This window comes from Nonomuraea sp. NPDC003214 (genome assembly GCF_053590035.1).
The window spans coordinates 363,339-389,709 of the sequence record NZ_JBSFSX010000008.1; the positions used below are offsets into that span (position 1 = coordinate 363,339).

Below are 26,371 nucleotides of genomic sequence, written 5' to 3' on the forward strand. Positions count from 1 at the left end.
TGGCATTCGGTAGGTCCAGCGACGATTCGTGACGTCCACCGTAAGCTTGACTTATGCTCGACCCTCGCAAGCTGCACCTTCTACGCGAACTGTCCCGGCGCGGCACCATCGCCGCCGTCGCCGAGGCCGTCGCGTTCACCCCGTCGGCCGTCTCCCAGCAGCTCAGCGCCCTGGAACGGGAGGCGGGCGTGCCGCTGCTGCGCCGCACCGGCCGCACCGTCACGCTGACCCCCGCCGGACACCTCCTCGTCGAGCACGCCCAAGCCGTGCTCGAACAGCTCGAACGCGCCTCCGCCGCGCTCGCCGCCGTCCGGGGCGGCCCCGCCGGCCCGCTGCGCATCGGCGCCTTCCCCACCGCCGCCCGCGTCCTGCTCCCGCCCGCGCTCGCCGCGCTCACCGGCGCGCACCCCGCCGTCATCCCGATGATCTCCGAGATCGACCCCGCCGACGTCTCCGCCGCCCTGCGCGCCGGCGAGCTGGACGTGGCGCTGGTCCACGAGTACGACTTCGTCCCGCCCGTCACCGACACGTCGCTGGAGACCGAGCCCCTGTTCAGCGAGCCGATGTACCTGACGAACCGGACCGCGATCGCCGACGCCTCCGGCGACCCGTGGATCGTCGGCAAACCCGGCACCCTCTGCCACACCATGACCATCCGGGCCTGCCAGGCCGCCGGCTTCGAACCCCTCGTCCGGCACTGCATCGACGACTTCGACACCGTCCTCGCCTTCGCCGCCGCCGGCGCGGGCGTCGCGCTGGTCCCCCGCCTGGCCGCCCTGTCGCCGCCGCCCGGCGTCACCCTCACCCCGCTCCCCCTCAGCCGCCGCACCCTGGCCGCCTTCAGACGCGGACACGGCGACCACCCGGCCATCCGAGCCGCCCTCACGGCCTTCCATACGGCGATCGGCGAGGTTCAGTCGGATCCATCTAAGTAAGATTGCTTCTTACTAAGATGAAATCGACTTTCCGGAGGCGGACATGGCGACCACTTTCACCGGCCGTGCCCACGATCTCCGCATCCTCGACGACCAGCTCCGGGGCGTAGCCGAGGGCAGGCATCCGACCCGAGGGCGCGCGCTGATCATGAGCGGTCGGCGCAGGGTCGGCAAGTCACGCCTCGTGCAGGAGTTCTGCGACCGGTCGAAGCTCCCGTACGTCATCTTCCAGGCCACCCGCGGCCGCGCCCCGGCGGCGGAGCGGCGCGATTTCGTCGAGGCCGCCGTTTGTGCCGGTCTTCCCGGAGCCGCGCTCGTCCAGGGGGTCGAGCCGGCGGACTGGAACGGCGCGCTCAGGGCGCTGGCCACGGCGGCCGCGGACTCACCCTGCATCGTGGTCCTGGACGAGGTCCCCTGGCTGATCGAGCAGGATCACGAGTTCGAAGGCGCTCTTCAGACGATCTGGGACCGCTTCCTGTCCGACAAGCCGATCTTGCTGATCCTCGTAGGCAGCGATCTCACCATGATGGAAGCCCTCCAGGAGTACGGGCGCCCGTTCTTCGGGCGGGCGGCCGGCATGACGATCCGGCCGCTGTCTCTTGCCGACGTCGCCGAGATGACCGGGTTGCCTGCGGCCGACGCCGTGGACGCGCTCCTCATCACCGGCGGGTTCCCCGAGATCGTCCAGTCCTGGGAGCCGGGGCTGTCCCGCCTCGACTTCCTCCGCCGAAGTCTCGATTCGCCGCTGTCGCCTCTTCTCGCCGCAGGGCAGCTGTCCCTCCTCGGCGAGTTTCCCGCCGGCACGCACGTCCGCGCGGTGCTGGAGGTCATCGGCGCCGGCGAGCGCACGTTCGGCAAGATCGCCGAGAAGGCCGGCAACAACGCCGCGCTTCCCTCCGGGACGCTCGCTCCGATCCTCAAGACCCTGGTCGAGAAGCGGGTGGTGGCGGCGGAGGTCCCGCTCTCCACCAAACCCGAGGACAAGAACAAGCGTTACCGGGTGGCCGACCACTACCTGCGGTTCTGGCTGTCCTTCCTGCAGAAGGCGGTCGTCGACAGCGAGCGAGGACGCCCCGACGTGGCGCTACGCCGCATCGAGCGATCCTGGACGGCCTGGCGGGGGCGCGCGGTGGAGCCGATCATCCGCGAGTCCCTGGCCAGGGCCCTGCCGAACGACCGGTGGCCGGACACCGAAGAAGTCGGCGGCTGGTGGAACCGCCAGAACAATCCGGAGATCGACCTGGTCGGCGCGGACCGGGCGCCTGTGGCGAAGAACATCCACTTCGTCGGTTCCATCAAGTGGCTCGAACAACGGCGGTTCGACCGGCACGACTACGACGAGCTGACGCGAGGCGCCGCGTCCGTGCCGGGGGTCACCGGCCGGACCGCCTGGGTGGCCGTTTCCAGGTCCGGCTTCGAGCCCGGCCTCCCGGTCGAGCAGTGGGGCCCGGACGATCTGCTGGCCGCCTGGCAGGCTCACTAGCGGGGACGCTGCCGGATCGCCGGGACACCCGCCCAGTGCGCGTTGCCGCTGGTCGGCCGCCGAGGTCGCGGGCACCGGCACGCCCGCGGCCTCGGCCGTGCGATCGAGCCGGCCGGAGAACCCGTTCCTAGTCCTGCTCGATCGCCTTCATGACGGCTGTGGTGCTGGGCTGCCCGAAGTCGTTGTAGTCGCCCGCCGTCACGGCCACCACCAGCCCCTGCGACGGGTCCAGGAACAGCCGCTGCCCGCCGTTGCCGTGCGCGCCGATCTTGCGCGGTTCGCCGGTGTCGATGTACCAGTGATAGCCGTACGCGAAGTTCGCCCCGATCTCCACGCGGGGTCGCAACATCTCGTCGAGCCATTCGGCCGGCACGATGCCGCGGCCGCCGTCCAGCACCATCTCCCCGATCGTCGCCAGGTCACGCGGCCTGAGCCGCAGCCCCGCCGGGGCCAGCGGCACCCCGTCGTCGCCGGTCGTCCACTCGAACGCGCCGATCCCGAGCGGCTCGAACAGCACCTCACGCGCGTACTCGGCCAGCGACCGCCCGGCGCCCCGCGCGATGATCCCGCCGACCAGTGTCGTGCCGCCCCCGCAGTACGACCACCGCTTCCCGGCCTCCTCGACGACGGGACGTTCCAGGACGTAGCGGTAGCGGTCGGGCGCCTCCTCCATGGCGAGCTCGCTGTTGGCGGTGCTCGTGTACGGGACGCTCTCGTCCCAGTCGAGGCCGAGCGTCATGGTCAGGGCATGCTCGATCGTGAGATGCGCCCGGGACTCATCGGCCACCAGGTCCGGATATTCCGGGAACTGCGCCACCAGCCCGGCCCCCGGCTCCGGCACCAGCCCGTCCTTCAACGCGATCCCGTACAGCATGGCGACCACGCTCTTGCTCACGGACCGGACGTCGTGCAGCGTCGCGGCATCGAACGTCACATGCCCGAGCGCGTCGCCGAGCCGGTAGTCCTCCCCCGCCCCGTAGTGCTCCACCAGCACCTCACCGTGCCGCCGGACGACCAGCCCGTGCAGGTTCGGCGCCTCACCCGCCCGCAGCACGGCCTCGACGCGTTCTTCGATTGCCATCATGACCTCCCAGGATTCGGCACATCCTGGCATAGGGCATCACACGGTGTGAGAGTCAATTTCGCGGGCCCGGCGTCCCAGGAGTCACGCTTCGAGCCGCCAGAGCGCGGCCATCTTGGCGTCGGCATGCGCGCCTCTGCGGAAGGCGGCGTGGACGCGTCCGAGGCCGCCGGATCGTCGAGGGTCAAGTTCCTTGGCTTCCGGCGGGTTATCGCTGGTGAGAGTGCGTGCGTGGGCGATCTGCCGCATGGTGTGTGGTCGTTCTGCCGCTGTACCTGTGGGCGATCTGCCGCACCCCGCGTGGTCGTCCTGCCGCTCCCGTATCGACCCAACCACCCCCACCACCCGACCGCGTGACGGGCGGCGGAGCGCGAGGGCTTGCCCTCGCCTCATCGAGGGGCCGAAGGCCCCGGGAAGCGCGCCGAGCGGGTGAGGGCGCGAAGCGCCTGACGGGCGAGCCCTTTGCCAACGCGGACGAGCGACATGGTGGGGCACTGCCGGGTCTGGCCACCGCTCCAAAGGCGACTTCCTGACGATTTGTTGGTACCAATGGTAAGAATCCCCGTCATTTCCCAAAGAGTGTGCTCATACTGGGGTTAAGGGAGAATGCGGGAGCACGCTCATGCGGAAACCACCCCCGGCCGACGGGCTCGGCCCGGCCCAGTTCCTCCAGTTGGCCACGGCCGATTTCACCGGGATCTACGCGGTCCACCTCGCCGCCAAGGAAGAGCGCCTGAAGATGACCAGGCTCGCGATGAGCCTGCTGTCTGGACCGTTCCTGGCGGCGATCGCGCTCACCAGCGCCAAGGTCGTCGACCCGGAGAGCCTGACCGCCTGGCAGAGCGTGCCCTGGTACCTGTTCGCGCTGGTGGTGGCGTTCGGGGTGCTGGCGGTGCTGCCGTTCCTGCGGCTGATCGAGGCGGTCAACGCGCACGCCAGGACAGCCCGCGCGATCAACAACTTCCGGCTCCTGTACGCGACCCGCCTGGCGGCGGACCTCGGCTGGTCGCCGAACCTGCCGGTCGACCCGCGCTTCCCCGAGACGTACGCGCCGCTGGCGTGGCCGGGCGTGAACGTCATGGTGCTGTCGCTGGTGAACTCCGCCTACCTGACGGTCGGCGTGACCGGCCTGGCCAGGCAGGAGCCGAACGCGCTCCTGCTGCTGTTCGGCGTCCTGATGGTGGCGCTGGTGCACTACTCGGTCTATTACGTGCGGTGCAACGTGTCGCGGCGACGCCGGCTCCCCCGTAACCCGTACGAGTTCCCGAATCTGGAGACCTGAATGCCCGGTCCTGCGGAGTGGGCGTCATGTGGGGAGGCGTGGATCTGGTTGATGCGCCATGTGTGGACGGAGGGCGCGCTGGCCGACGACGACCGGGGCCCGGTGATGGAGGGGCCGTCGGTGCTGTTCGAGATCGCCGAGGTGCGCCGGGACGACCCGATCGTGGAGCGCTACGGTGACGCCGAGCGGCTGGCGCTGTACGGCAGAAAGTTCAGCCAGGACACGGTGGTGGCGCCGTTCAAGTACAGCTATGGCGCGCGGATCAAGGGGCAGTTGCGCTGGGCCGCCGATCTGCTGCGCGTCAAGCCGTACAGCAAGAGCGCGTGGATCTCGCTCACGGTGCCGGGCGAGCCGTACGACTGCGTGCCGTGCCTGATCGGGCTGGCGTTCCGGATCAGGGAGGGCGCGCTGGTGATGACGGCGACGTTCCGCTCGCAGAACGCCTTCACCAGCTACCTCAACTACCTGCCGCTCGCCGAGGTGCAGGCGGGGATGGCGCACGAGCTGGGGTTGACGCTGGGCCCGATGCGGGTGTTCGTGGACGTGCCGCACCTCTATCTGGCCGACAGCACGCAGGTGCTGCGCGTCATGCGTCCTTGCCTGTCGAGGCCGCTGAGAGCGGGGCCGCGATGTCCTCCAGGCCGCGACGTTCGGCCTTGATGCCGAAGATCAGCTCGACCACGCCGGCCAGGATCATCAACGTCGCGCCGATGGCGAAGGCGAGCGCCGTATCGCCGGGGACGCCGCTGGAGACCAGCTCGGCGAAGATCAGCGGACCGGCGATGCCTCCGGCGGCGGTGCCGATGGCGAAGAAGAACGCGATGGCCATGGCCCTGGTCTCCATCGGGAAGATCTCGCTGACCGTCAGGTAGGCGGAGCTGGCTCCGGCCGAGGCCACGAACAGCACTACGGACCAGCACGCCGTCAGCGTGACGGCGGTGAGCACTCCCTCGTTGAACAGCCACGCGGTGCCGAGCAGCAGCAGCCCTGAGCCGACGTAGGTGGCCGAGATCATCGGCACCCGTCCCACGGTGTCGAACAGCGGCCCGAGCAGCAGCGGCCCGAGGAAGTTGCCAACCGCGATGACCGCGAAGTAGTAGCCCGTATGGGTGTCGATGCCGTAGAACGTCGACAGGATCTGCGCGTACCCGAAGGTGATCGCGTTGTAGAGGAACGCCTGCCCGATGAAGAGCGAAAGCCCCAGCACGGTGCGCTTCGGGTAGAGGGCCACCATCGTGTGCGCGATCCGGACGAACCCGATCGACTTGCGCTGGTGGATCGTCATCGACTGCGCGGGCTCCGGCAGGTGCCCGCCGACCTGCCGCTCGATGTCGTCGACGATCGCCTCGGCCTCCTGTTCACGCCCGTGGATGAACATCCAACGCGGGCTCTCCGGCACGTGCCTGCGTACGAGCAGGATCGCCAGGCCCAGCACCACGCCGAGCCCGAACGCCACCCGCCAGCCGATGTTGACGGGCAGGTCGTTCAGCAGCGGCACGGTCAGCAGCGCGCCGCCGGCCGCGCCGAGCCAGTAGCTGCCGTTGATGAGGATGTCGATGCGCCCCCGGTGCCTGCTGGGGATGAGCTCGTCGATGGCCGAGTTGATGGCCGCGTACTCCCCGCCGATGCCGAACCCGGTGAGGAACCTGAACAGGAAGAACCACCACGCGCTGAACGAGAACGCCGTCATCAGCGTCGCCACGAGGTAGACGATCAGCGTGATGATGAACAGCTTCTTCCTGCCGAACCTGTCCGTCAGCCAGCCGAAGAACAGCGCCCCCGAGCAGGCCCCGGCCACGTAGAGCGCGGCAGCGAGGCCGGCCACCTGCTGCTGGGTGATGTCCAGGCCGCTGCCCGGCTTGGCGAGCTGGGCGGACAGGTTGCCGACGATCGTGACCTCTAGGCCGTCGAGGATCCAGACGGTGCCGAGACCGATCACGATCATCCAGTGCCAGCGCGACCAGGGGAGCCGATCCAGCCGGGCGGGCACTTTCGTGCTGATCGTGCCGATCTCCACGTCGCTCATAAGGTCACGTCGATACCCGCGTGGCGAACGGCAAACCCGGCGGTTACGGCTTACGCGCCTCCAGCAGCCACGTCGCGGCCCACGGCCCGCCGTACCAGAAGCGCGCGCCCAGGTCGCGCCTGCGCACATCGGTGACGCCGAGCTCGCGCAGCGTGGTCTCGTACGCCTGCGTGTGCTTGTCGTCGGCGACGAGCAGCAGCCCGCCGGGCCGCAGCACCCGGTACGCCTCCTGGATCGTCAGCTCGCGCGTCGGCCGGCTCGACACCACCACGTCGTACGACTCGTCGGGGCACGGCAGTTCGCCGGGGTCGCCGGTGACCACCTCGACCCGGTCGGCGACGCCTTCGGCTTCGGCGTTCGCGCGTACGGCGGCCTCGCCCCGCGCGTGCCAGACGACGCCGGTGGCCCGTCCGCCCTCCAGCAGCCTGGCCGCGGTCATGAGCACGGCGCCGCGGCCCGTCCCGAGGTCGAGCAGCTCCTCGTCGCCCTTGAGCCGCGCCAGCTCGCGCTCCCACACGGCGAACCTGCCGCGCCGCGCGGTGTAGAAGTAGCTGCCCGCGCTGGCCAGCGTGTAGCAGGCGCCGAACACGAAGGCGACGCCCGCCTCGGGGACGTCGTTGGCGTACGCGAGCGCCGCGAGGGCGGCCAGCAGCGCGCCTCCCGCGACGAGCCCTGCCAGAGCCCAAGCCGCGTCGAACCCGTAGTTTCCACGCACAATCACGTTATAACTCAAAGAATCTCTTGACCGGATATTGGCACGCCCCTTCCCTGAAGGCAGGTCATACAACGGCAAAGCGTCACTAACGTGGGAGGGATTGGCCAGAAGCGGGGGTTTGACCAGGCATGACAGGTAAGGAACGCGGTTTCGGGCCCGGAGCGAGCATCGTGCTCACGTTGGGCTCGGCCCTGCTGTGGGGCGTGGCACACATGGCAACACACCGCCACAAGACCGGCATCCTGCTCATGTCTATATATGTCCTGATGCTGGGCTTCATCCTCACGGTGCTGACCGCGTTCAGCGCCCGCCTGCTGTCGCTCGCCGTGCAGCCGCGCTGGATCACCGTGCTCGCGCTCGCCCTCGCCGTCCTCGCCGTCGCCTGGACCACCGTGATCATCTGGTCGTACATGCTGGTCCGGCCCACCTCCTCGCACGCGGTCGCCCGCGGCCTCACCGCCGGCCTGACCATCGCCCTGTGCGCGCTCGTCCTGGCCCCCACCGCGTACGCCGCCCGCCTGGCCTACCTGTCGCGCGACGTCGTCCACACCCTGTTCGCCGGCAACTCCTCGCCCGTCGTCGCCCAGGACCCGTGGAACGGCGCCCAGCGCGTCAACTTCCTGCTCATCGGCGCCGACTCCGCGCCCAACCGGCCCGGCGTCCGCACCGACAGCATGACCGTGGCCAGCGTCGACACCGCGACCGGCGCCACCACCCTGTTCGGCCTTCCGCGCAACCTCCAGAACGTCCCGATGCCGGCCGGCCCGCCGCGCGACCTGTTCCCCTACGGCTTCACCGGCGCGGGCGCGGCCACGCCCGGCCTGCTCAACGAGGTCTTCCAGTACGCCGAGGACCACCCCGAGATGGTCCCCGGCCAGCCTGACGGCAAGCGCGGCCCGGCGCTGCTGAAGGAGACCGTCAGCGGCATCCTCGGCATCCCGGTCAGCTACTACGCCATGATCGACATGAAGGGCTTCGCCGAGATCGTCGACGCGATGGGCGGCGTCCGCGTCACCGTCGAGGAGCCCATCGTGTACGGCAGGCACCGCGAAGGGCTGCTGCCCGCCGGCACCCGCAAGCTGAGCGGCGAGGAAGCCCTCTGGTACGGCCGCTCCCGCACCGACAGCGACGACTACGTGCGCATGGGCCGCCAGAAGTGCCTGCTCAACGCCGTGGTCAAGCAGGCCGACCCGGTGACCGTGCTCAACAGCTTCGAGAGCCTCGCCTCCGCCACCAAGCGCGCCATCTCCACCGACCTGCCGCAGGACGTGCTCCCGGCGCTCGTCGAGCTGTCGCAGAAGGTCAAGGACACCCACATCAGGAGCCTCAGCTTCGTCCCGCCCCTGATCAGCACCGGCGACCCGGACTGGCACCTGATCAGGCGCAAGGTCTCGCAGGTGCTCTCCGAGCGCCCCACGATCGCCACCGGCCACACCGCCCCTGACGGGACCACCGCGCGCGGGGCCACACCCGACCGGTCGTCCGACGCCACCCCGAGCCCCGAACGCCCGCTGACCCTGGACAGCGCCTGCGGCTAGACCCGCCGCAGCAGCATCGTCACGAACCCCAGCCGGTCACGGTAGCCGTCGAGCCACATCTTCCGGTGCGCCAGCGCTGCCGCCTCGGCGGCGTCGCCGTCGTCGCCCGGGTGGCGCAGCGCCCACTCCAGGAGCGATCCGGTCCACGACCACTCGTAGTCGTACCACTCGGTGCGCTCGCTGACGTGCGCGTACACGGTGCGATAGCCGGCGGACTCGGCCTGCGCGACAGTGCCCGCCAGGTCCGGATATCTGCCCACTTCCGCCTCCAGCTCCGGGCTCGGCGCCTGCTCCCAGAACCCCTCCCCCACGAGCACCGCCCCGCCCGGCGCCAGAAACCCCGCCGCCACGTCCAGCGTCTCGCTCAACCCCCCGAACGCGTGCGTCGCCCCCACGCAGAGCACGAGATCGTACGGCTCCGCCGCGCTGAACTCGGTCGCCGACCCGTGATGCAGCGTCAACCGGCCACCCAGCGACGCCGCCTCCCGCCGCGCCGCCTCGAACCCGTGGTCGGAGACGTCCACCCCGTCCACCGTCGCCGAGTCGTACAGCTCCAGCGCCCGCAGCCCCCAGTAGGCCGCCCCGCACCCCAGGTCGAGCACCCGCCCCCCGGCCGGCACCCGCGCCCGCCGCAGCAACCGCACGACGTTCGCCTCGCTGATGGGCGCGGCCACGGGATGGTCGGCATGCGCCAGATGACTGATGAGAGCCCTGTCCATGACCGCCCACCCTAGACGCGCCCACTCACCCGGGCGGCCCTGACGGCAGGCCGCCCGCCCCTTCCCGCAGGACGACCGGCCCGACCGTCACCCCGACGCCTCGGCGGCGAGACGGGAAGCCAGGTAGCGCTGGAACTGCCACAGGGGGCGTTCGAGGTGGGAGAAGCGGCCCGCGGGCGGGTCGGGGGCGGCCGACAGCCCGCGCTGGACGCCGTGGATGGCCACCAGGTCCTCGTCCTGGATCAGCCGCAGCCCGGCGACCAGCGAGTCCAGGTAGGCCGGGAAGCTTGGCTGCCCGGCGGCGCCCGGCGGGACGAGGACATGGAAGACCGCGTCGTGCGTCACCGGCCCGGTCGGCCACCAGGTGGCCCACACCGCGAGGCCCGATTGCAGGGCCAGGACGGTGTTGGGGAAGATCCCGGCGATGGTCAGCCCGGTGCCGGGGTCGGCCGGGTCGGGGGTGTGCATGGTGAACCAGCGGCCGTCGCACTCGTCGACGCGGGTGGCGCGGGCGGGCGCGACGGGTTCGAGCGTGTCGGCGTGGGTGCCCATGTGGTGGTAGTTCTCCGACCCGTTCTCCAGGGCGACCTTCCAGTTGGCGGGCACGTCGTCCCAGCGGACGGTCGCGGCGTGCGTCCAGGACGCCAGGTCGAACCCGGCCAGCACGGCGTCGAGGCCGGCCAGGTCGGGGGCGAGCGGCGGCGCGCCGGGGTCGAGGTTGAGCATGACGAAGCCGTGCCATTCCTCCAGCCGGTAGGCGGCCAGGCGGCAGGCGGCGCGGTCGAAGCCGGGGGCGCGCATGAGCGGCGCCCCGGCGAGCCGTCCGGCGAAGTCGCCGTTGAGCCGGTAGGTCCAGGTGTGGTACGGGCAGGTCAGGCGTTTGAGCCGGCCCTGCTCCGGGGTGGTCTCGGGCGGCAGGATGTCCATGAACCGGTGGCGGCAGACCCGCGAGAGCGCGTGCAGCGTGCCGTCCTCGTCGCGGGTGAGCACCAGGGGCCGCCCGGGCAGGTCGAGCCGCAGGTAGGCGCCGGGGTCGGCGAGCTGGTCGGCGCGGGCGACGCAGAGCCAGTCGCTGCGGAAGATCCGCTCCAGCTCCAGGGCATGGAACTCGGGCGAGGTGTAGACCTCGGGCGGCAGCGTCTCGCTCTCGTCGAACGGCAGGCCGGCGATCCGTCGCACCTCGGCGGTGAGCTGGGTGGTCGTCATGGGTGCCCCCTCAGGTCGGGTAGTCGAGCACGATGCGGCCGCTGTCGGGGATCACCAGGCGGTGGCCATGGCGCCGGTGGTAGCGGCGCGCGTGGATGACGCCCGCGGTGACGGCGGCGGCCACGAAGGCCAGCCCCGACAGCCGGACGAGCGGCACCAGGTCCGGCGGGACCGTGAAGGTCACCACCGCCGAGACGGCCGCGTCGAGCAGCAGCCCCGCGCCCCACAGCGCGGTGATCGTGCGGATGGCGCCGCGGTAGGCCGGGGAGGTCCGCCAGGCGGCCTCCCGCTCCGGCGCGCCGAGCTGGAGCGTGAGCTCCAGGGCGAGCGGCCGGGACGAGATCGCGGTGATCAGCGCCCAGCCGCCCGCGACGGCGCCGGTGAGCGCGTCCCTGAGCAGCAGCAGCCGCGGATCGCCGCTGAACAGCGAGCTGACGCCGGTCAGGGCCAGCGTGGCGATCGTGAACCGGTCGAGCCCGTCGATCCGCCCGCCGGCGATCACCTTGTGCGCCAGCACCGCCGCGGGCACCACGGCCCCGGCCATGAGAGCGAGCCAGGGGCTCACTCCCAGGGCGCGCAGCCCGTAGAAGGCCGCGACGGGCACCACCACGAAGACCACCAGCATGATGGCCAGCAACACCTGCCAGGACGTGGTGCGCGCCGCAGGCCGGGCTGTCAGGGTCATCGCGGTCACCCCCGAGTCGATCCCCCGATTGGTCAGCTCAACGCTACGATGCGATCACCTGCCGTCACATCGGCCCAGGGTCTGATCCCGGCTACATCCTTAGGTTGACGCGCTAGACCGTCTCGTCCAGATTGTCCGCGTAGTAGGTGACGGCCCGCTCGTAGCGGCCCACGTGCCCGGCCTCCACGAGCAGCTTGAGCAGCGCGGAGACCGCCTCGCGCGACTCCCCCGCGCTGTAGAGCGCCATCGCCTCGAACACCCGCAGCCCCGGATCGCCCGGGAACTCCTCCAGCGCCCGCCGGAACAGCGCCCGCGACTCGGCCACCCGCCCCAGCACCCGCAGCGTGCTGCCCAGCCCGGTGAAGGCTCCCAGCCGGTCGCCGGGCGTCAGCCCGTCACCCGCCAGCGCACGCTCGTAATGGGGCACCGCCTCGGCCTCCAGCCCGAGCGAGTCGTGCACCCAGGCCGTCTGGTAGGCGACCTCGGCGTCGTCCGGGTGCCGCTCCGACAGGGCGAGCAGCACCGTCCTCGCCTCCTCCTTCCTGCCTTCTTCACGCAACCGCACGGCCATCGCCAAATCATCGTTTCGCATGCACCGAGTGTGGCATGATGGTCACCCGTACGAGCGGAAACGGTTTTCATAATCATCGCCAGGAGGTTCCCGTGAGGGTGGCGTTCGTCGGCAAGGGCGGCAGCGGCAAGACCACGATCTCGGCGCTGTTCGCCAGATACGTCGCGGGCAGGGGCGCGCCGGTGGTGGCGGTCGACGCCGACATCAACCAGCACCTGTCGCTGGTGCTCGGGCTCGACAGCCCGCCGGAGCCGCTCGGCGCGCACCTCACGGAGATCAAGGACTTCCTGCGCGGCGACAACCCGCGCATCCCCTCGGCCGACGCGATGGTCAAGACGACCCCGCCGGGCCGCGGTTCCCGGCTGGTGTCCGTCAAGGACCTGGCCGAGCACCGCTACGCGGCCCCGACGCCGGAGGGCTTCCGCCTGATGGCCACCGGCCCGTTCAACGACGACGACCTCGGCGTGGCCTGCTACCACTCCAAGGTCGGCGCCGTCGAGCTGCTGCTCAACCACCTGGTCGACGGCCACGGCGAGTACGTGGTGGTCGACATGACGGCGGGCTCCGACTCCTTCGCCTCCGGCCTGTTCACCCGCTTCGACCTGACGTTCCTCGTCGCCGAGCCGACCCGCCAGGGAGTCGGCGTCTACCGGCAGTATCGCGACTACGCGGCCGACTACGACGTGCCGCTGGCCGTGGTCGGCAACAAGGTGCACGGCCCCTCCGACGTCGACTTCCTGCGCGAGCACGTGGGTGACGACCTGCTCACCTGGATGGAGCACTCCTCCGCCGTGCGCGCCATGGAGCAGGGCCGCGCCTTCAGCCTCGACGACCTGGAGCCGGCTAACTCCGACGCGCTCGCCGTGCTGCTCAAGCACGTCGACGAGCAGGAGAAGGACTGGGTGCGGTTCGGCCGCCAGGCCGCCGAGTTCCACCTGCGCAACGCCCGCGCCTGGGCCAATGCCAGGACCGGCCTCGACCTGGCCGGTCAGGTCGACCCCGACTTCGTCTACGGCCCTCCGGCCGCCTGACCCACACGACTGTCGCCCTACGGCCATCTGGAGCGTTTCCGGAGGCTCACCTAGCGTCAAGTTGATGTCTTTCGAAAGGAGACAGCATGTCGCTGACCGTTCCGAACGATCTCCTCGACCAGGCCAGAGCCGGGGACGTCGACGACGCGGCGTTCGTCGCCTGCGTCCGCGACTCCCTGCCCTACGCCTGGTCGGTGATCACCGAGCTGGTCGAGCAGCGTGACAGGACCGGCGCCGAGTTCGCCGACAACCAGGTGCCGCCACCGGACGAGGAGGCCCGAGGGCAGCTCCTGCGCTGCCTGGCGAGCGACGCGATGCGGGGCGCCCTGGAGCGCCACTTCGGCATGAAGCTGGCCTTCCAGAACTGCCACCGCGTGGCCGTGTTCGACCCGGCGGCGCGCGAGGCGCTGAGCGAGTTCGTCACGCCGCGGGCGCAGATCCTCAACCAGAAGCCGGAGCTGGTTGACTGCTGATCCGTTCAGGGGCCGCCCGCCGCTCCGGGCGGGCGGCCTCTCAGCAACGGCAGCACCTCGGCGCCGAGCCGCCGCACGTCCTCCAGGGCGTTCCCGGCCGCCTCCACCATCAGGATGAAGTGGTCGATCCCGGTCGTCTCGGCGGTGCGCAGCAGCGTGCGGGCGCAGTGCTCGGGCGAGCCCACGGGGTGGATCCGGGCCAGGAAGTCCACGTACGCGTCCACGTCCCGCTCGGGTCGTGGCCGCCCGTCCACCGGCGTGTAGCTCGCCAGGCCGGGCTTCAGCCAGGCGGGCATCGACTCCTTCAGCTCCCGTACGGCCTGCGGCGTCGTGTCGGCGACGTGCGCGACCGCCGCGGCGACGTGCCCCCCGGAAGAGCCGGGAACGCCGGAAAAGCCGGGAACGCCGGAAGAGCCCGGAACGCCGGACGCGCCATGAGCCCGCACCGCCGCCGCCTTCTCCTCGTCGCCCACGTGCACGCCGAGCAGCATCGGGAGCCCGCGCGCGGCCGCCAGCGCGATCGTGGACCCCGACGTGCACGCGACCACCGGCCGCAGCCGCGCCGACGGCACCATCCGCACGTCGCGAAAGGCGAAGAACTCACCGGAGGCCGACACCGTCTCGCCTGACAGGGCGGCCGTCAGCAGGTCGAGCGATTCCGGGAAGCCCCGCTCGAACCGGTCCAGCCCGGTGCCGAACACCTCCAGGTCCACCCACGGCCCGCCGCGCCCGACGCCGAGCGTGAAGCGCCCGCCCGACAGGTGGTGCAGCATGGCGGCCTGCTCGGCCAGGGCGATCGGATGCTGCGTGGACAGCACGCTGACGGCGGTGCCGAGCCCGATCCTGGTGGTGCGCCCGGCGGCGACGGCGGCCAGCGTGATCGGCGACGGGCACACGCCGTAGGTCATGAAGTGGTGCTCGGCGATCCACGCGTCGTCGAACCCGGCCCGCTCGGCGGCGACGATCAGCTCGACGGTGTCGGCCAGGATCCGGCCCGGCTCCCCGCCGGGGAACTGGGCGGCGACCAGGAAGATGCCGATGCGCATCCCACCGATGATGGCCGACGCCCCGGCCCGGTGTCAGCCGAAGAGGCTGACCTGCCCCTCGACGGCGGCCGGGTCGCGGTGCCGCTTGAGGTGCCGCCAGGCCGGCAGGTCGTCCAGGTAGGACCAGGAGAGCCGGTGGTGCGCCGTCGGCCCCAGCTCGGCGAGCGCCTGCTGGTGCTGCGGCGACGGATATCCGGCGTTCTCCGCGAACCCGTACGCCTCACATCCGATCTCCGCCATGTACGCGTCGCGCCTGACCTTGGCCAGCACCGAGGCGGCGGCCACCGAGATGCTGGCCGCGTCGCCCTTGATCTCCAGGCGCACCGGCCAGGGCGCGCCGATGTAGTCGTGCTTGCCGTCGAGGATGACGGCGTCGGGCCTGGCGGGCAGCGCCTCCAGGGCACGCCGGGCGGCCCGGCGCAGCGCCTCGGTCATGCCGAGCCGGTCGATCTCGTCGTGGCCCGCCTCCCCGAAGCCGATGCCGGCGGCCCAGGTCTCCAGCTCGGCGGCGACCTTGTCGCGTTTGGCGGCGGAGAGCTGCTTGGAGTCGGTGAGCCCGGTGGGCGGCGCGGACAGGTCGGTGACCACGGCGCACACGGTGACCGGCCCGGCCCAGGCCCCGCGGCCCACCTCGTCCACGCCCGCGACCGTGCGCACGCTCGGCTGGGCGAGCAGGAGGGTCTCGATGTCGTACGTCGGCGCCATGGCGCAGAACGCTACCGGTCGGCGAACCGTACCGGATCCAGATCGGCGGCGATGTAGCGGGCGGCCACGTGGATGGCCCGCAGGGTCACCGAGACCGAGGGCCGGTTGACGCTGGAGACGCGCGCCACCGCGTGGACGTCGCGGCCGACGGGGTTGCCGGGGAAGTGGCGGACCGACAGCCCGCGCACGCCGGCGGCCAGCGCGAGCGCGGGCACGGCGGCGATGCCGATGCCCTTGGCGACCAGCGACAGGATGGTGCCGAGCCCTTCGAACTCCCACGGCGTCGGCTTGGTGCCGCCCACGTCCACGAACAGCCGGTCCACCGCCAGGCGGGACGGCTCGCCGTCGGGGGTGGCCATCCACGGCTCGTCGCGCAGCTCCCTGAGGTCGAGCGGCACGTCGGGGTCGGCCAGCCGGTGCTTGCGCGGCACGACGAGCACCAGGGGGTCGTGCAGGAGCGGGAAGACGCGCAGGTTCTCGCTGTCGCGCGCCATGCCGTACCAGTCGTCGACGAGCGCGATGTCGACCTCGCCGGACTGCACCTCCCGCATGCCCTTTCCCGACCTGCTCTGCCCCAGCCTGAGCGTGAGTTCGGTGTGGCGGCGGAGGGACCTGGCGAGGGCCGGGGCGAATGCGACGGCCGCTGTGGGGAAGGCGGTAACCACGACACGTCCGGCGGGGCTGCCCGCGTGAGCCGAAAGGTCCGACTCAGCCTCCTCGACCATGGAAAGGATGCGTTCCGCGTGCGCCACCAGCCTGCGGCCGGCGTCGGTCAGCTCGGCACTGCGCGCGGTCCGGTCGATGAGCGCGGTGCCGGTCTCGCGTTCGAGCGCGGCGAGCTGCTGCGAGACCGCGGAGGGGCTGTAGCCCAGCGATTCCGCGGTCGCGGCGATGCTGCCGCGCCGAGCGAACTCGCAGATCAACGTCAAACGCCGCAAATCGAGCATCGGACTTCCTTACGCCTACCCACAAAAAGCCTCGCTTGTCCTGATGCCTTCCTACAACCACCCTGGGAACGTGACAAACATGACCGTGACTCTCTCCGCCACCCTGGCGGCGAACGAGGACATCGAACGAAGACGACGCGCCGGGGAACGCGTGCTGAACCTCGCCTTCGGTGAGGCAGGACTGCCCGTCCACCCGGCGCTGCGCGACAAGCTGGCCGCCGCATCGGAACGCAACGGCTACGGGCCGGTCGCGGGGGCGTCCGAGCTCAGGACGGCGGCGGCGGGTTACTGGACACGACGGGGGCTCATCACCGACCCCGAGCTGGTCGTCTGCGGGCCAGGCAGCAAATCCCTGCTGTACGGCCTGCTCCTGGCGATCGGCGGCGACGTCGTCCTGCCCATGCCCAGCTGGGTCAGCTACGCCGCGCAGGCCGACCTCGTCGGGTCACGCCCGATCCTGGTCCCGGCGCCCTCGGGCCAGGGCGGCGTGCCGGACCCCGACCTGGTGAAGGCGGCCGTGCTGGACGCCCGCGCCCAGGGCCGGACCGTACGCTCCCTGCTCGTGACGCTGCCGGACAACCCCACCGGCCGGCTCGCGCCGCGCTCGGCGATCCACCGCCTGGTCGCGCTCGCCCGCGAACTGGACCTGTACGTCATCTCGGACGAGATCTACCGCGACCTGCTGCACGACCCCTCCACGCCGTTCACCTCCCCGGCCGATCTGGCGCCCGAGCGCACGATCGTCACCACCGGGCTGAGCAAGAGCCTGGCCCTGGGCGGCTGGCGGATCGGCGTCGCGCGGCTGCCCGACGACGCGCACGACCTGCGCGCCCGGCTGCTCGCGGTGGCCAGCGAGATCTGGTCGGCCCCGGCCGCCCCGGTCCAGGAGGCCGCGGCGTACGCCTTCACCGACCCCGGCGAGCTCACCGAGCGCGTCAGGCAGAGCCGCCTGCTGCACGGCACGCTGGCCCGCGCCGTACGCGACAGGTTCGTGGAGATCGGCGCCTCCGTGCCGGCCCCGCAGGGCGGCTTCTACCTCTACCCGGACCTGAGCCATCTGCGGCTCGGCGGCTCGGCCGACGTCACCCGGCTCCTGCTCGACCAGCACGGCCTCGGGGTGCTGCCCGGTCACGCCTTCGGCGACGACCCGGCCGCCGCGCGCGTGCGGGTCGCGGTCAGCCTGCTGTACGGGGACACGACCGAGGACCGGCTGACCGCGCTGACCAGCCCCGATCCGCTCCAGTTGCCGTGGATCGCGGCCTCGCTCGACCATCTTTCGATGGGCCTGAAGGAGCTCTCGCTGGCGTCGCGTGAACGGCGTCCGGCGCTGGTGCCGACCGGATGTCACGGTTAGGCGAAATCTTCCCCGGAGATCCTTCCGAATTACCCCTCTGACCTGCGGAAACACCGTGCTTTCCGAGGTGCGGGGACGACGGCCCCGATAGCGTGGTTCCGCGGACTCCGAGCAACCCCCATCATGTGCACATGTCCGCTCTTGTCACCTTGTCCGGGCGCCTCGTGCGCCTGGAACCTCTCAGCCTCGCGGTGGTCGATGACCTGATCGCCGCGGCGAGTGAAGACCGGTCCACTTACGGCTTCACTCGGGTCCCGGGCAACCGGGACGAGATGGCCTCCTACGTGGAGGCCGCGCTGGCTGAGCAGGCGGAGGGCCGCACGGTGCCCTTCGCCATCCGGTGGCTGCACACCGACCGCGTGGTCGGTGCCACCCGTCTCATGAACCTGGAGTACTGGCAGGGTCCCATGCCCTGGCCTCCGGGCACGCGTGGTGCGGTGGGCGAGGTCCCGTCCGTGGCCGACATCGGTTACACCTGGCTGGGCGCCTCCGCCCAGGGCACGGGTGCCAACCGGGAGAGCAAGTTCCTGATGCTCTCGCACGCCTTCGAGACCTGGCAGGTCCACCGCATCACGCTCAAGGCCGACGTGAGGAACGTCCGATCCCGGGCCGCCATCGAGGCCCTCGGCGCACACTTCGACGGGGTGCGGCGAGCGGAAAGCCGAGGCGCCGACGACACGGTCCGAGATACGGCGTTCTACTCGATCCTGATCTCCGAATGGCCGGCCGTGCGAGAACGGCTGCTCCACAGGCTCGGTCTGGTCGAGGCGGCAGTCGAAGCAGCATAGGAAAATCCGTTGAAGGCCCCGCCCGGAATGGGCGGGGCCTGTGTCGTCAAAGGCCGTGTCGTCAAAAGGCGGCCAACGCTTCGGTTAACGAATGCCCGCATTCCTAGGTGCTGCGCGTCATTGGATCTATCATTTGGTAACAAATCGTTCCATTGATGTGGGGACAGGCGGCATGGCTGGTCAGGACATCGAAGGCGGGCTGCGGTTCGCCGTACTGGGTCCCGTCCGCGCGTGGCGCGATGGTCAGGAGCTCGACCTCGGCACGCCGCTGCAGCGGTCCATTCTCGGCATGCTGCTCCTGCGGGAAGGCCGCGCGGTCACCCCGGCCGAGATGATCGACGCCGTGTGGGGCGAGGACGCGCCGCCCAGGGCGCTCGGCGCGCTGCGCACGTACGTGTCGCGGCTGCGCACGGTGCTGGAGCCCGACAGGCCCGCCCGCTCACGTCCCGAGCTGCTCACCTCCGTCGGCAGGGGCTACGCGCTGCGGCTGCCCGGCGACGCGCTCGACCTGACCCGGTTCGAGCGCGGCATGGCCGAGGCCGAGAGCGCGCGCAGGTCCGGCCGGCTGTCCGCCGCCGCCACCGGGCTGCGGGCCGCGCTCGCCCTGTTCGAGGGCGAACCGCTCGCCGGGGCCGTCGGCCCGTACGCCGAGCACCAGCGCGACCGGCTGATCGAGCGCCGCATCAGCGCCATCGAGACGCTCATGGACATGGACCTGGAGCTGGGCAACCACGCCGCGGTCGTGTCGGAGCTGATCGCGCTGACCGCCGACCACCCGCTGCGCGAGCGCCTGCGCGCCCAGCTCATGCTGGCCTACTACCGGTGCGGGCGGCAGGGCGACGCGCTGGCCGTGTTCACCGAGACGCGTGACGCGCTCGTCGAGGAGCTCGGCATCGAGCCCGGCCACGAGCTGACCTCGCTGCACCAGCGCATCCTGGCCGCCGACCCCACGCTCGCCGCCGCCGAGGTGGCTCCCGACGAGCCGCCCGCCGAGGAGGAGCACACGCCCGAGCTGCCCCGCCCGGCGCAGCTCCCGGCCGCCGTGAACGACTTCACCGGCCGCAAGGAGCTCGCCCGGCGGCTGCGCACGCTGCTGTCGGCCCAGTCGCCCGCCGAGGGCGTGCCCGTCGCCGCGATCTGCGGCATCGGCGGCGTCGGCAAGACCACGCTGGCGGTGCACGTGGCGCACGCGACCGGCGACCTGTTCCCCGACGGCCAGCTCTACGCCGACCTGCGCGGCTACACCGACGAGGCGACCGCGCCCGAATCGGCGCTCGGCGCGTTCCTGCGCGCGCTCGGCATCCCGACCGACGTCATCCCCGAAGGACTGGCCGAGCGCTCGGCGCTGTACCGGTCCATCCTCGCCGACCGGCGCATCCTCGTCCTGCTCGACAACGCCCGCGACGCCCGGCAGGTCAGCCCGCTGCTGCCCGGCTCGCCCGGCTGCGCGGCCATCGTCACCAGCCGGGTCAAGCTGGCCGACCTGCCGTCGGCCAAGCTCATCGACCTCGACGTGATGGAGCCGGACGAGGCGCTGTCGCTGTTCGCCTCGGTCGCCGGGCCGGAACGGGTCGCCGCCGAGCACGCCGCCGCCATGGACGTGGTCGCCGCCTGCGGCTTCCTGCCGCTCGCCGTGCGGATCGTGGCCGCCAGGCTCGCCGCCCGGCCCTCCTGGACCGTCGCCTCCCTGGTGCCCAGGCTGGCAGACGAGCAGCGCAGGCTCGACGAGCTGCGCGTCGGCGACCTGGCCGTCGAGGCCACCTTCGCGCTCGGCTACGGCCAGCTCGAAGCCGCCCAGGCCCGCGCCTTCCGGCTGCTGTCGCTGCCCAACGGGCCCGACATCTCGGCGGGCGCCGCGGCCGCCGTGCTCTCGACGACCGTGATCGAGGCAGAGGACGTGCTGGAGTCGCTGGTCGACGCCAGCCTGCTGGAGGCCCCGGCGCCCGGCCGCTACCGCTTCCACGACCTGCTCAAGCTGTTCGCCAGGCGGGCGCTGGAGAAGAGCGAACGCCCCCAGGCCCGCACGATGGCGCTGCGGCGGCTGCTCGGCTTCTACCTGGCCTCCGCCCAGTCGGCCCACCGGCTGGCCTACGAGGGCAGCATGATCTCCGACAACCTGGTGGTGGTCGGCAGCGGGCGCACGTTCGGCACCGCCGACGAGGCCGTCGCCTGGCTGATCGCCGAGGGCGACTCGCTGTTCGCCGCGATCAACCAGGCCGCCGCGTCCTCGCGCACCGGCGAGCAGCTCCTGCCCGCCGGCGACCTGCTCGTGGCGATGGAGCCGCTGCTGGAGTCGGGCACCCACACCCGCGAGTTCGACCTCGGCACCCGCGCCGTGCTCGCCACCGCGCTGCGGCTCGGCGACCAGGCCGGCGAGCTGCGCGCCCGCTACGTGCTCGGCCGCGTGCTGTTCGCCGGCAACCGGCTGCCGGAGGCCGAGGAGCAGTTCGAGATCGTCCACACGCTGTCGGTCGAGCGCAAGGAGAAGGTCGTCACCGGCGAGGTGCTGAACGCGCTCGCCGTCGTCGTCGGCCGGCAGCGCCGCCACACCGAGGCGCTCGCCTGGTTCGACGCCGCCATGCGCTTCTACCGGGAGAACGGCGTGCCCGCCGGCGAGGGGCTGGTGCTCAGCTACTCCGCCCGCGACCACCTGGGCCTGGGCCGCCCCGACGACGCGATCGCCGCGGCCGAGAAGGGCCTGGCCATCTTCACCGAGATCGGCAGCGGTGCCGGCACCGCCAGGGCCCGCTACCACCTCGGCATCGTGCTGTCGCGCGTCGGCAGGCTCACCGAGGCCGTGCACCACCACGCCGAGTGCCTGGCCTTCTTCCGCGCCAGCAAGCAGCGGGTGTGGGAGCAGCGGGTCTGCTCCCGGCTGGCCGAGACGTTCATCGCCGCCGAGCGCTACCCCGACGCCGTACGCCACGCCGAACAGGCGCTGGTCGTGTCACGCGAGATCGGCCACCCGTTCGGGGAGGCGCTGTCGCTGGCGGTGCTGGGCAAGGCGCTGCGCGGGCTCGGCAGCGTCTCCAGGAGCGTCGACTGCCTACGCCAGGCCTTCGCCATCTTCACCAGGCTGGGCGCGCCCGAGGCCGGGGACATCAAGGTCCTCCTCGACAGCGCTCAGGTCGTCGAGTCCTGAGTACAGCTCGTCGTCCAGACGTGTCATCCACACATGGTTAAACAAGGCTGTCCCTTTGGAGTCACGACCCCCGTGGCCGATGAGATACGCGGCCCGGCCGGCCATCTGACCGCCACGCGTCGCTAGGGGGCCCGGTTATCCGGATGCTCCGCGTAGCGGCTAGCCGCCTCACATCGACGACCGGCCGGACCCGACACGGTCCTCGAACCCCCCAGGTCCGTGTCGTAGTCAGAAGCTTCCACCGGCGGCGTCAACAACCGATCAACGGCGAATCAAAGGCGAAAACCTGGGGGTGGGCGCGCAAAGGAAAGCCTAGGGGGCAAAGGCGGCGCGCCGCGTCAGCCGGAACGCCTAGAGCAGGAAATATCCCTCCGCGATGAGGGGGCGGATGGCGTCGGCGTCCGGGATCTCGCCGTCGCCGACCAGCTCGGCGATGACGTTGAGCAGCGGCCCCAGCGCCAGCTCCCCGTCGCAGACCCCGGCGAGCGCCGCCTCGACGGTGCCGACCTCCCTGCTGCGGCGCAGCCCGGTCGTCTGGCGGAGCACGATGCGCATCGGGTCCTCGGCCCCCGGCAGCCCCACCCGCTCGTCGAGCAGCCCGTCGGCGGTGCGCAGCAGCGCGGACCCGAGGTCGCGGACCCGGTGGGCGGCGCCGATCGCGTCGAGCACGTCGTCGACGTAGCCGCCGACGGGCAGCGTGACCTGGTGGGTGAGCTCCTCCAGGCGGACGACCGGGTCGAGGGTGCCGGAGCTGCGCATGCTGATCCAGCCGAACCCGATCCCCTCGACCTTGTGCTCCTCGAACCAGGCGAGCCACCGGTCGTAGTGCTCGGTGTAGCCGGGGGTGCCCTGCTCGGCGGCGTCCTTGAGCCACAGCTCCACGTACTCGGCGGGGTCCTGCGCGTCGCGCTGCACCACCCAGGCGTCGCACCCGGTCTCGCCGAGCCAGCCGCCGACGCGGTCGCGCCAGTCCTCGCCTTCGACGTGCAGCCAGCTGGCCAGGTAGTGGGCCTGGCCGCCGGGGTTGAGGTGGCGGGGCGTGTCCCGTACGAGATCGCGGCAGAAGCCGTCGCCGTCGCCGCCGGTCTCGCGGTAGGTCAGCCGGCCGCCTGGCGAGATGACGAACGGCGGGTTGGAGACGATCAGGTCGAACCGCTCGCCCGCCACGGGCTCGTACAGGGAGCCGGTGCGGGCCTCGACGCCGGTCAGGCCGGAGAGCTGCCAGCTCAGCCGGGCGAGCTCGACGGCGCGCGGGTTGACGTCGGTGGCGGTGACGTGGCCGGCCCGCCCGGCCAGCGAGAGCACCTGGACGCCGCAGCCGGTGCCGAGGTCGAGGGCGCGGCCGACGGGGCGGCGGGTGACGAGCTGGGCGAGGTTGGCGGAGGCGCCGCCCGCGCCGACCACGTGGTCGGGGCGCAGCGCCGGGTCGCCGGGCCGCACCTTGCGGTCGGAGACGACGTAGCCGCCGGTCTCCCAGGGCTGGAGGTGGACGGTCGCGCGGGCCTGCGAGCCGGAGACGGCGACCAGGCCGGACTCCAGCACGGACGGGTGCAGCGCGCTCGTCTCCACCGGGGCGCCCAGCCACCACAGGCGGATCAGCGTGCCCAGCGGGTCGCCGGCGGCGGTGGCGCGCAGGGCCGGCACGAGCTCCTCGCGGGCCAGCGCCGTGGCCGCCATGTCGCCCAGCCGGTCGCGGACGCCGTCGATCGTGTAGCCGGTCTCCAGGAGGTGCTCACGCAGTCGTTCCACGAGACCATCCTTTCACCGCAGATCACAACGGAACCTCCGATACCGTCAGTGATCATACTGTTACCGAGACATCCAAGTTTTCCGCAAGCTGGGAACAAGTGGGGCGCGATACTTCTGGGGAGCCGCTGTGCCGTTCGACGAGGAGCGGATTCGTGCTGATCCCCTGCCTGACCTGCCAGTCCCGGTTCGCGCCGGACGAATACTTCGCGGCCTGCTCGGGCTACAACCGGTGGCTGGACCTGGTGTCGTGGACGTGCCCGCGCTGCGGCAACCACGACGACATGCGGGTGCTGCCCGGCGAGCTCGGCTTCGGCTACCGGCACCGGGGCCGGTTCGCGGTGCACGATCGCGTACGGGTGCCCGGCCTGCGCAGGCAGCGCGGTGAGCTGCGGCTGGACATCTCGCTCGACCGGTCGAGCTGGCGGGTGCCCGCCCGGCTGGGGCCGCCGGTCAGGGCTGGCGCAGGCTCTGCCAGGCGGCCTCGCCGAGCCCCCTGATCTCCTCGTCGGTGGGGGTGTGGGCGCCCGCGAACCACAGCCGGCACATCTCCTGCGCGGGCCCGAGCCACAGCACGTAGCACATGGTCGGGTGGACGGGCTGGAGCAGGCCGTTCTTCATGTGCGGCCGCCACCAGTCGGAGACCTGACGGAAGAAGCCGCGTCTGGCTTCGGCGACCTCGGCGCCGCCCGGCTCGTGCTTGCGCGGCGGGCGCTCGCTGACCAGGATGCGGGCCCGCTCGGGGTGCTCTCCGGCCCAGCGCATGTGGAACGCGACGATCGCCTCGATCCCGGCACGGGCGTCGTCGTGCCCGACCAGCTCGGCGAGGAACTCGCTCTGGTAGGAGGCCAGGATCTCGCCGTAGAGCACGCCGAAGACGTGCTCTTTGCTGGCGAAGTGGTGGTAGAAGCTTCCGACGCTCACGCCGCTCTCCTCGCGGAGGCTGGCCAGGGTCGTGGCGGAGACGCCGTCCTGGCTGAAACGGCGGAGCGCGCCCTCGATGATCCGGGTCCGTCCGTCGCGTCCGTTCTTGACACTCTTCACGCTGTCAATGGTGAGCCACCAGAACGTTGTTCCGCAAATACTCCCGCCTGTTGGATCATAGCGGTCACTTCGACCGCGCCGGACGCGACCCTCATGCCGGCCTCCGGCCAGATCCGGCGGATCATCCGCAGCGCCCGCCTGTTCTCCCCCAGCACGTCCATGCCCACGGTGGTGGCGCCCCGCACGGCGGCTCTGATCAGCAGCGTGCCGAGGAGTCTGGGACCGAGCCCGAAGCCCTGCCACTGGTCGGTGACGACCACAGCGATCTCCACGTCGGCCATGCCGCCCCGGTAGCTCATGGCGTGGCCGACGATCTCGTCGCCGTGCAGCGCGACCAGGGCGTCACGGCGCTCGTCCACCTCGACCATCGTGCGCACGAGGCTCGCGGAGGGCCGGGTGACGCCGGTGAAGAAGCGCAGCGTCTGCGTCTGCAGCGACAGCCCGGCCAGGAAGCGCCGGACGCGCTCGTCGTCGTCGGCCCGCGCCGGGCGGATCAGCGGCTCCTGAGTTCGGATCACAGACCCAGCCTGCCCCCAACCATCTGAGTCTGTCAACTGAACTCAGGTATGATGTGCACCATGAACGTGCCTTTCCGGGTGGCCAACTGCTCCATCGAGCGGACCCTGGAGATCGTCGGGGAGAAGTGGACCTTCCTGGTGCTGCGCGAGGCGTTCCGGGGCGTACGCCGCTTCGCCGACATGCAGGCGTTCACCGGCGCCCCCCGCCAGGTGCTCAGCGCCCGGCTGACCCGGCTGGTGGACGAGGGCCTGCTGCGCAAGGAGCCCTACCGCGAGCCCGGCCAGCGCCAGCGCGACGAGTACCGGCTCACCGACAAGGGGCGCGACCTCTATCCGCTGCTGGTCGCGCTCATGCACTGGGGCGACAAGTATCTGGCGGGCGAGGAGGGCCCGCCCGTCCTGCTGACCCACCGCGACTGCGGCGCCCCCGTCGAGCAGCACCTGCGCTGCGCCGACGGCCACGAGGTGGGCGGCCCGCGCGAGGTCACGGCGGTGCCGGGCGCCTGACCACCGGCATCGGTGCCTACCCTTGTAGCGTGTACCGGTTCCTGCTCACGCCCCGTTGGATCGCGCTCCACGTCGTCGTGCTGCTCGTGATCCCCGCCTTCGTGTTCCTGGGCCGGTGGCAGTTCGGGCGCTTCGAGGAGCGCTCGGCCAACAGCGACCTGGTCACCGCCAACATCGAGGCAGCCCCGGTGCCGCTCGGCACCCTGGCCCGGCCGGGTGAGCCGGTCAAGGAGTCCGACCGGTTCAGGAAGGTCGTGGTCAGCGGCACGTACGACGCCGGGCACGGCCTGGTGGTGCGCCGCAGGCCGCAGGACGGGCGCAACGGCTACTACGTCCTGACCCCGCTGGTGATCGGCCAGGGCCAGGCGGTGCTCGTCAACCGGGGCTGGGTGAAGGCCGGGGCGACCGCCGACACCCCGCCGGACGTGCCCCCGCCGCCGCCGGGTGAGGTAAGTGTCACCGGCCGGCTACGTACCGGGGAGACCGAGGCCAACAGCGGGATCCGCGAGCGCTCCGGGCTGCCGCCCGGCCAGGTCCTGCTCATCGACCCGGCCAAGATCGGCAGTACGCTGCCGTACCGGCTCGTGGGCGGTTTCGTGGAGCTGATCGAGCAGAAGCCCGCGCCCGCTGCGGCGCCCGAGCCGGTGCCCGCCCCCGACGTGGGCGCCGGAGGCGGCCTCAACCTGGCCTACGGCGTGCAGTGGTGGCTGTTCATCGGCATCGCGATCGGCGGCTGGGTGCTGCTGATCCGCCGGGAGCTGACCGACCGGAAGGCGCAGGAAGCCCGCGCCGCCGATGACCAGCAGGCGGAAATGTCCGCGAACTAAGG

General features: G+C 71.5%; 27 protein-coding genes. 13 read left to right on the forward strand and 14 right to left on the reverse strand.

Annotated elements, in window-relative coordinates; genetic code table 11:
- The first annotated feature begins 53 nt into the window (after window positions 1-53).
- Both ACWDXC_RS26735 and ACWDXC_RS26740 read left to right on the forward strand, forming a co-directional pair.
- Entirely contained in the window at window positions 54-935 is an 882-nt protein-coding gene (locus ACWDXC_RS26735; protein ID WP_449986317.1) for a LysR substrate-binding domain-containing protein, read from the forward strand.
- A 43-nt stretch (window positions 936-978) separates the two neighbouring features.
- Window positions 979-2,418 (forward strand): ATP-binding protein, encoded by a 1,440-nt coding sequence (locus ACWDXC_RS26740; RefSeq protein ID WP_449986319.1) that lies wholly within the window; start codon window positions 979-981, stop codon window positions 2,416-2,418.
- Window positions 2,419-2,545: 127 nt separating this feature from the next.
- Here the strand turns inward: ACWDXC_RS26740 and ACWDXC_RS26745 are convergent, their stop codons facing one another.
- The gene (locus ACWDXC_RS26745; protein ID WP_449986321.1) at window positions 2,546-3,502 is read right to left on the reverse strand and encodes a serine hydrolase domain-containing protein; all 957 of its coding nucleotides are present in this window, start codon (window positions 3,500-3,502) and stop codon (window positions 2,546-2,548) included.
- A gap of 81 nt (window positions 3,503-3,583) precedes the next feature.
- Window positions 3,584-3,748, reverse strand: a complete 165-nt coding sequence (locus ACWDXC_RS26750) for a hypothetical protein (protein WP_449986323.1) — start codon at window positions 3,746-3,748, stop codon at window positions 3,584-3,586.
- A gap of 373 nt (window positions 3,749-4,121) precedes the next feature.
- On the opposite strand from ACWDXC_RS26750, the gene ACWDXC_RS26755 reads away from it, so the two are divergent.
- Together ACWDXC_RS26755 and ACWDXC_RS26760 are read left to right on the forward strand one after the other, a co-directional pair.
- Complete coding sequence (locus tag ACWDXC_RS26755) at window positions 4,122-4,781, forward strand: hypothetical protein (RefSeq protein WP_219508221.1); 660 nt, start codon at window positions 4,122-4,124, stop codon at window positions 4,779-4,781.
- Between the two features lie 51 nt (window positions 4,782-4,832).
- The gene (locus ACWDXC_RS26760) at window positions 4,833-5,441 is read left to right on the forward strand and encodes a thymidylate synthase family protein (protein WP_219508220.1); all 609 of its coding nucleotides are present in this window, start codon (window positions 4,833-4,835) and stop codon (window positions 5,439-5,441) included.
- Here ACWDXC_RS26760 and ACWDXC_RS26765 read toward each other — a convergent pair.
- The gene (locus tag ACWDXC_RS26765; protein WP_219508219.1) at window positions 5,368-6,807 is read right to left on the reverse strand and encodes an MFS transporter; all 1,440 of its coding nucleotides are present in this window, start codon (window positions 6,805-6,807) and stop codon (window positions 5,368-5,370) included. The genes ACWDXC_RS26760 and ACWDXC_RS26765 overlap by 74 nt on opposite strands.
- A gap of 43 nt (window positions 6,808-6,850) precedes the next feature.
- Window positions 6,851-7,528: a class I SAM-dependent methyltransferase gene (locus ACWDXC_RS26770; protein ID WP_449986325.1), complete on the reverse strand. Its 678-nt coding sequence runs from the start codon at window positions 7,526-7,528 to the stop codon at window positions 6,851-6,853.
- A gap of 206 nt (window positions 7,529-7,734) precedes the next feature.
- Here ACWDXC_RS26770 and ACWDXC_RS26775 point away from each other — a divergent pair, with 206 nt between their 5' ends.
- Entirely contained in the window at window positions 7,735-9,060 is a 1,326-nt protein-coding gene (locus ACWDXC_RS26775) for an LCP family protein (RefSeq protein ID WP_449986327.1), read from the forward strand.
- On the opposite strand, the gene ACWDXC_RS26780 is transcribed toward ACWDXC_RS26775, so the two are convergent.
- The 4 genes from ACWDXC_RS26780 to ACWDXC_RS26795 all read right to left on the reverse strand — a co-directional run bounded on the left by ACWDXC_RS26780 (window position 9,057) and on the right by ACWDXC_RS26795 (window position 12,262).
- A complete protein-coding gene (locus tag ACWDXC_RS26780; protein ID WP_449986329.1) occupies window positions 9,057-9,779 on the reverse strand; it encodes an SAM-dependent methyltransferase in 723 nt (240 codons plus the stop codon). The genes ACWDXC_RS26775 and ACWDXC_RS26780 overlap by 4 nt on opposite strands.
- 87 nt (window positions 9,780-9,866) lie before the next feature.
- On the reverse strand, window positions 9,867-10,985 hold the full coding sequence (locus ACWDXC_RS26785) for an aromatic ring-hydroxylating oxygenase subunit alpha (RefSeq protein WP_449986331.1): 1,119 nt from the start codon (window positions 10,983-10,985) through the stop codon (window positions 9,867-9,869).
- Window positions 10,986-10,995: 10 nt separating this feature from the next.
- A complete protein-coding gene (locus ACWDXC_RS26790; protein WP_449986333.1) occupies window positions 10,996-11,670 on the reverse strand; it encodes a VC0807 family protein in 675 nt (224 codons plus the stop codon).
- A gap of 112 nt (window positions 11,671-11,782) precedes the next feature.
- Window positions 11,783-12,262: a tetratricopeptide repeat protein gene (locus ACWDXC_RS26795; protein WP_449986335.1), complete on the reverse strand. Its 480-nt coding sequence runs from the start codon at window positions 12,260-12,262 to the stop codon at window positions 11,783-11,785.
- Window positions 12,263-12,333: 71 nt separating this feature from the next.
- Between ACWDXC_RS26795 and ACWDXC_RS26800 the strand changes: the two genes are divergently transcribed.
- Together ACWDXC_RS26800 and ACWDXC_RS26805 are read left to right on the forward strand one after the other, a co-directional pair.
- On the forward strand, window positions 12,334-13,272 hold the full coding sequence (locus ACWDXC_RS26800; protein ID WP_219508213.1) for an ATP-binding protein: 939 nt from the start codon (window positions 12,334-12,336) through the stop codon (window positions 13,270-13,272).
- 86 nt (window positions 13,273-13,358) lie between these two features.
- Window positions 13,359-13,745, forward strand: a complete 387-nt coding sequence (locus ACWDXC_RS26805; protein ID WP_219508212.1) for an SCO5389 family protein — start codon at window positions 13,359-13,361, stop codon at window positions 13,743-13,745.
- 5 nt (window positions 13,746-13,750) lie between these two features.
- Here the strand turns inward: ACWDXC_RS26805 and ACWDXC_RS26810 are convergent, their stop codons facing one another.
- From ACWDXC_RS26810 to ACWDXC_RS26820, 3 genes are read right to left on the reverse strand one after another with little or no spacing between them, the layout of a single operon-like run.
- Window positions 13,751-14,791 (reverse strand): LLM class flavin-dependent oxidoreductase, encoded by a 1,041-nt coding sequence (locus ACWDXC_RS26810; RefSeq protein WP_449986338.1) that lies wholly within the window; start codon window positions 14,789-14,791, stop codon window positions 13,751-13,753.
- Window positions 14,792-14,824: 33 nt separating this feature from the next.
- The gene (locus ACWDXC_RS26815) at window positions 14,825-15,496 is read right to left on the reverse strand and encodes a ribonuclease HII (protein WP_449986339.1); all 672 of its coding nucleotides are present in this window, start codon (window positions 15,494-15,496) and stop codon (window positions 14,825-14,827) included.
- An 11-nt stretch (window positions 15,497-15,507) separates the two neighbouring features.
- Complete coding sequence (locus ACWDXC_RS26820) at window positions 15,508-16,443, reverse strand: LysR family transcriptional regulator (protein ID WP_219508209.1); 936 nt, start codon at window positions 16,441-16,443, stop codon at window positions 15,508-15,510.
- 79 nt (window positions 16,444-16,522) lie between these two features.
- Here ACWDXC_RS26820 and ACWDXC_RS26825 point away from each other — a divergent pair, with 79 nt between their 5' ends.
- From ACWDXC_RS26825 to ACWDXC_RS26835, 3 genes are all read left to right on the forward strand, one after another.
- Window positions 16,523-17,797, forward strand: coding sequence for a pyridoxal phosphate-dependent aminotransferase (locus tag ACWDXC_RS26825; protein ID WP_449986341.1), 1,275 nt, complete (start codon window positions 16,523-16,525; stop codon window positions 17,795-17,797).
- Window positions 17,798-17,928: 131 nt separating this feature from the next.
- Complete coding sequence (locus ACWDXC_RS26830; RefSeq protein WP_449986343.1) at window positions 17,929-18,585, forward strand: GNAT family N-acetyltransferase; 657 nt, start codon at window positions 17,929-17,931, stop codon at window positions 18,583-18,585.
- Between the two features lie 172 nt (window positions 18,586-18,757).
- A complete protein-coding gene (locus ACWDXC_RS26835; RefSeq protein ID WP_449986345.1) occupies window positions 18,758-21,727 on the forward strand; it encodes an AfsR/SARP family transcriptional regulator in 2,970 nt (989 codons plus the stop codon).
- 351 nt (window positions 21,728-22,078) lie between these two features.
- Here ACWDXC_RS26835 and ACWDXC_RS26840 read toward each other — a convergent pair whose 3' ends face one another.
- Window positions 22,079-23,476 carry a DUF7059 domain-containing protein gene (locus ACWDXC_RS26840; protein ID WP_449986346.1) on the reverse strand — a complete coding sequence of 466 codons (1,398 nt, stop codon included), beginning with the start codon at window positions 23,474-23,476 and terminating at the stop codon, window positions 22,079-22,081.
- Between the two features lie 152 nt (window positions 23,477-23,628).
- Between ACWDXC_RS26840 and ACWDXC_RS26845 the strand changes: the two genes are divergently transcribed.
- A complete protein-coding gene (locus tag ACWDXC_RS26845) occupies window positions 23,629-23,973 on the forward strand; it encodes a hypothetical protein (RefSeq protein ID WP_308125894.1) in 345 nt (114 codons plus the stop codon).
- Here ACWDXC_RS26845 and ACWDXC_RS26850 read toward each other — a convergent pair.
- Window positions 23,927-24,517: a TetR/AcrR family transcriptional regulator gene (locus ACWDXC_RS26850; RefSeq protein WP_219508204.1), complete on the reverse strand. Its 591-nt coding sequence runs from the start codon at window positions 24,515-24,517 to the stop codon at window positions 23,927-23,929. The two genes, ACWDXC_RS26845 and ACWDXC_RS26850, sit on opposite strands and share 47 nt — an antisense overlap.
- Entirely contained in the window at window positions 24,514-25,035 is a 522-nt protein-coding gene (locus tag ACWDXC_RS26855; protein ID WP_449986349.1) for an N-acetyltransferase family protein, read from the reverse strand. The genes ACWDXC_RS26850 and ACWDXC_RS26855 overlap by 4 nt, the downstream gene beginning before the upstream one ends.
- A gap of 60 nt (window positions 25,036-25,095) precedes the next feature.
- Here ACWDXC_RS26855 and ACWDXC_RS26860 point away from each other — a divergent pair, with 60 nt between their 5' ends.
- Both ACWDXC_RS26860 and ACWDXC_RS26865 read left to right on the forward strand, forming a co-directional pair.
- Window positions 25,096-25,542 (forward strand): winged helix-turn-helix transcriptional regulator, encoded by a 447-nt coding sequence (locus tag ACWDXC_RS26860; RefSeq protein WP_449986350.1) that lies wholly within the window; start codon window positions 25,096-25,098, stop codon window positions 25,540-25,542.
- 29 nt (window positions 25,543-25,571) lie between these two features.
- On the forward strand, window positions 25,572-26,369 hold the full coding sequence (locus ACWDXC_RS26865; RefSeq protein ID WP_449986352.1) for an SURF1 family cytochrome oxidase biogenesis protein: 798 nt from the start codon (window positions 25,572-25,574) through the stop codon (window positions 26,367-26,369).
- Window positions 26,370-26,371 lie beyond the last annotated feature (2 nt).

What these genes read in the sequence shown, in the direction of transcription:
- ACWDXC_RS26735 (WP_449986317.1), top strand. Translation starts at nt 54, where the DNA reads ATGCTCGACCCTCGCAAGCTGCACCTTCTACGCGAACTGTCCCGGCGC.
- ACWDXC_RS26740 (WP_449986319.1), top strand. Translation starts at nt 979, where the DNA reads ATGGCGACCACTTTCACCGGCCGTGCCCACGATCTCCGCATCCTCGAC.
- ACWDXC_RS26745 (WP_449986321.1), bottom strand. Translation starts at nt 3,502, where the DNA reads ATGATGGCAATCGAAGAACGCGTCGAGGCCGTGCTGCGGGCGGGTGAG.
- ACWDXC_RS26750 (WP_449986323.1), bottom strand. Translation starts at nt 3,748, where the DNA reads ATGCGGCAGATCGCCCACGCACGCACTCTCACCAGCGATAACCCGCCG.
- ACWDXC_RS26755 (WP_219508221.1), top strand. Translation starts at nt 4,122, where the DNA reads ATGCGGAAACCACCCCCGGCCGACGGGCTCGGCCCGGCCCAGTTCCTC.
- ACWDXC_RS26760 (WP_219508220.1), top strand. Translation starts at nt 4,833, where the DNA reads ATGCGCCATGTGTGGACGGAGGGCGCGCTGGCCGACGACGACCGGGGC.
- ACWDXC_RS26765 (WP_219508219.1), bottom strand. Translation starts at nt 6,807, where the DNA reads ATGAGCGACGTGGAGATCGGCACGATCAGCACGAAAGTGCCCGCCCGG.
- ACWDXC_RS26775 (WP_449986327.1), top strand. Translation starts at nt 7,735, where the DNA reads ATGGCAACACACCGCCACAAGACCGGCATCCTGCTCATGTCTATATAT.
- ACWDXC_RS26780 (WP_449986329.1), bottom strand. Translation starts at nt 9,779, where the DNA reads ATGGACAGGGCTCTCATCAGTCATCTGGCGCATGCCGACCATCCCGTG.
- ACWDXC_RS26785 (WP_449986331.1), bottom strand. Translation starts at nt 10,985, where the DNA reads ATGACGACCACCCAGCTCACCGCCGAGGTGCGACGGATCGCCGGCCTG.
- ACWDXC_RS26790 (WP_449986333.1), bottom strand. Translation starts at nt 11,670, where the DNA reads ATGACCCTGACAGCCCGGCCTGCGGCGCGCACCACGTCCTGGCAGGTG.
- ACWDXC_RS26795 (WP_449986335.1), bottom strand. Translation starts at nt 12,262, where the DNA reads ATGCGAAACGATGATTTGGCGATGGCCGTGCGGTTGCGTGAAGAAGGC.
- ACWDXC_RS26805 (WP_219508212.1), top strand. Translation starts at nt 13,359, where the DNA reads ATGTCGCTGACCGTTCCGAACGATCTCCTCGACCAGGCCAGAGCCGGG.
- ACWDXC_RS26810 (WP_449986338.1), bottom strand. Translation starts at nt 14,791, where the DNA reads ATGCGCATCGGCATCTTCCTGGTCGCCGCCCAGTTCCCCGGCGGGGAG.
- ACWDXC_RS26815 (WP_449986339.1), bottom strand. Translation starts at nt 15,496, where the DNA reads ATGGCGCCGACGTACGACATCGAGACCCTCCTGCTCGCCCAGCCGAGC.
- ACWDXC_RS26820 (WP_219508209.1), bottom strand. Translation starts at nt 16,443, where the DNA reads ATGCTCGATTTGCGGCGTTTGACGTTGATCTGCGAGTTCGCTCGGCGC.
- ACWDXC_RS26825 (WP_449986341.1), top strand. Translation starts at nt 16,523, where the DNA reads ATGACCGTGACTCTCTCCGCCACCCTGGCGGCGAACGAGGACATCGAA.
- ACWDXC_RS26830 (WP_449986343.1), top strand. Translation starts at nt 17,929, where the DNA reads ATGTCCGCTCTTGTCACCTTGTCCGGGCGCCTCGTGCGCCTGGAACCT.
- ACWDXC_RS26835 (WP_449986345.1), top strand. Translation starts at nt 18,758, where the DNA reads ATGGCTGGTCAGGACATCGAAGGCGGGCTGCGGTTCGCCGTACTGGGT.
- ACWDXC_RS26860 (WP_449986350.1), top strand. Translation starts at nt 25,096, where the DNA reads ATGAACGTGCCTTTCCGGGTGGCCAACTGCTCCATCGAGCGGACCCTG.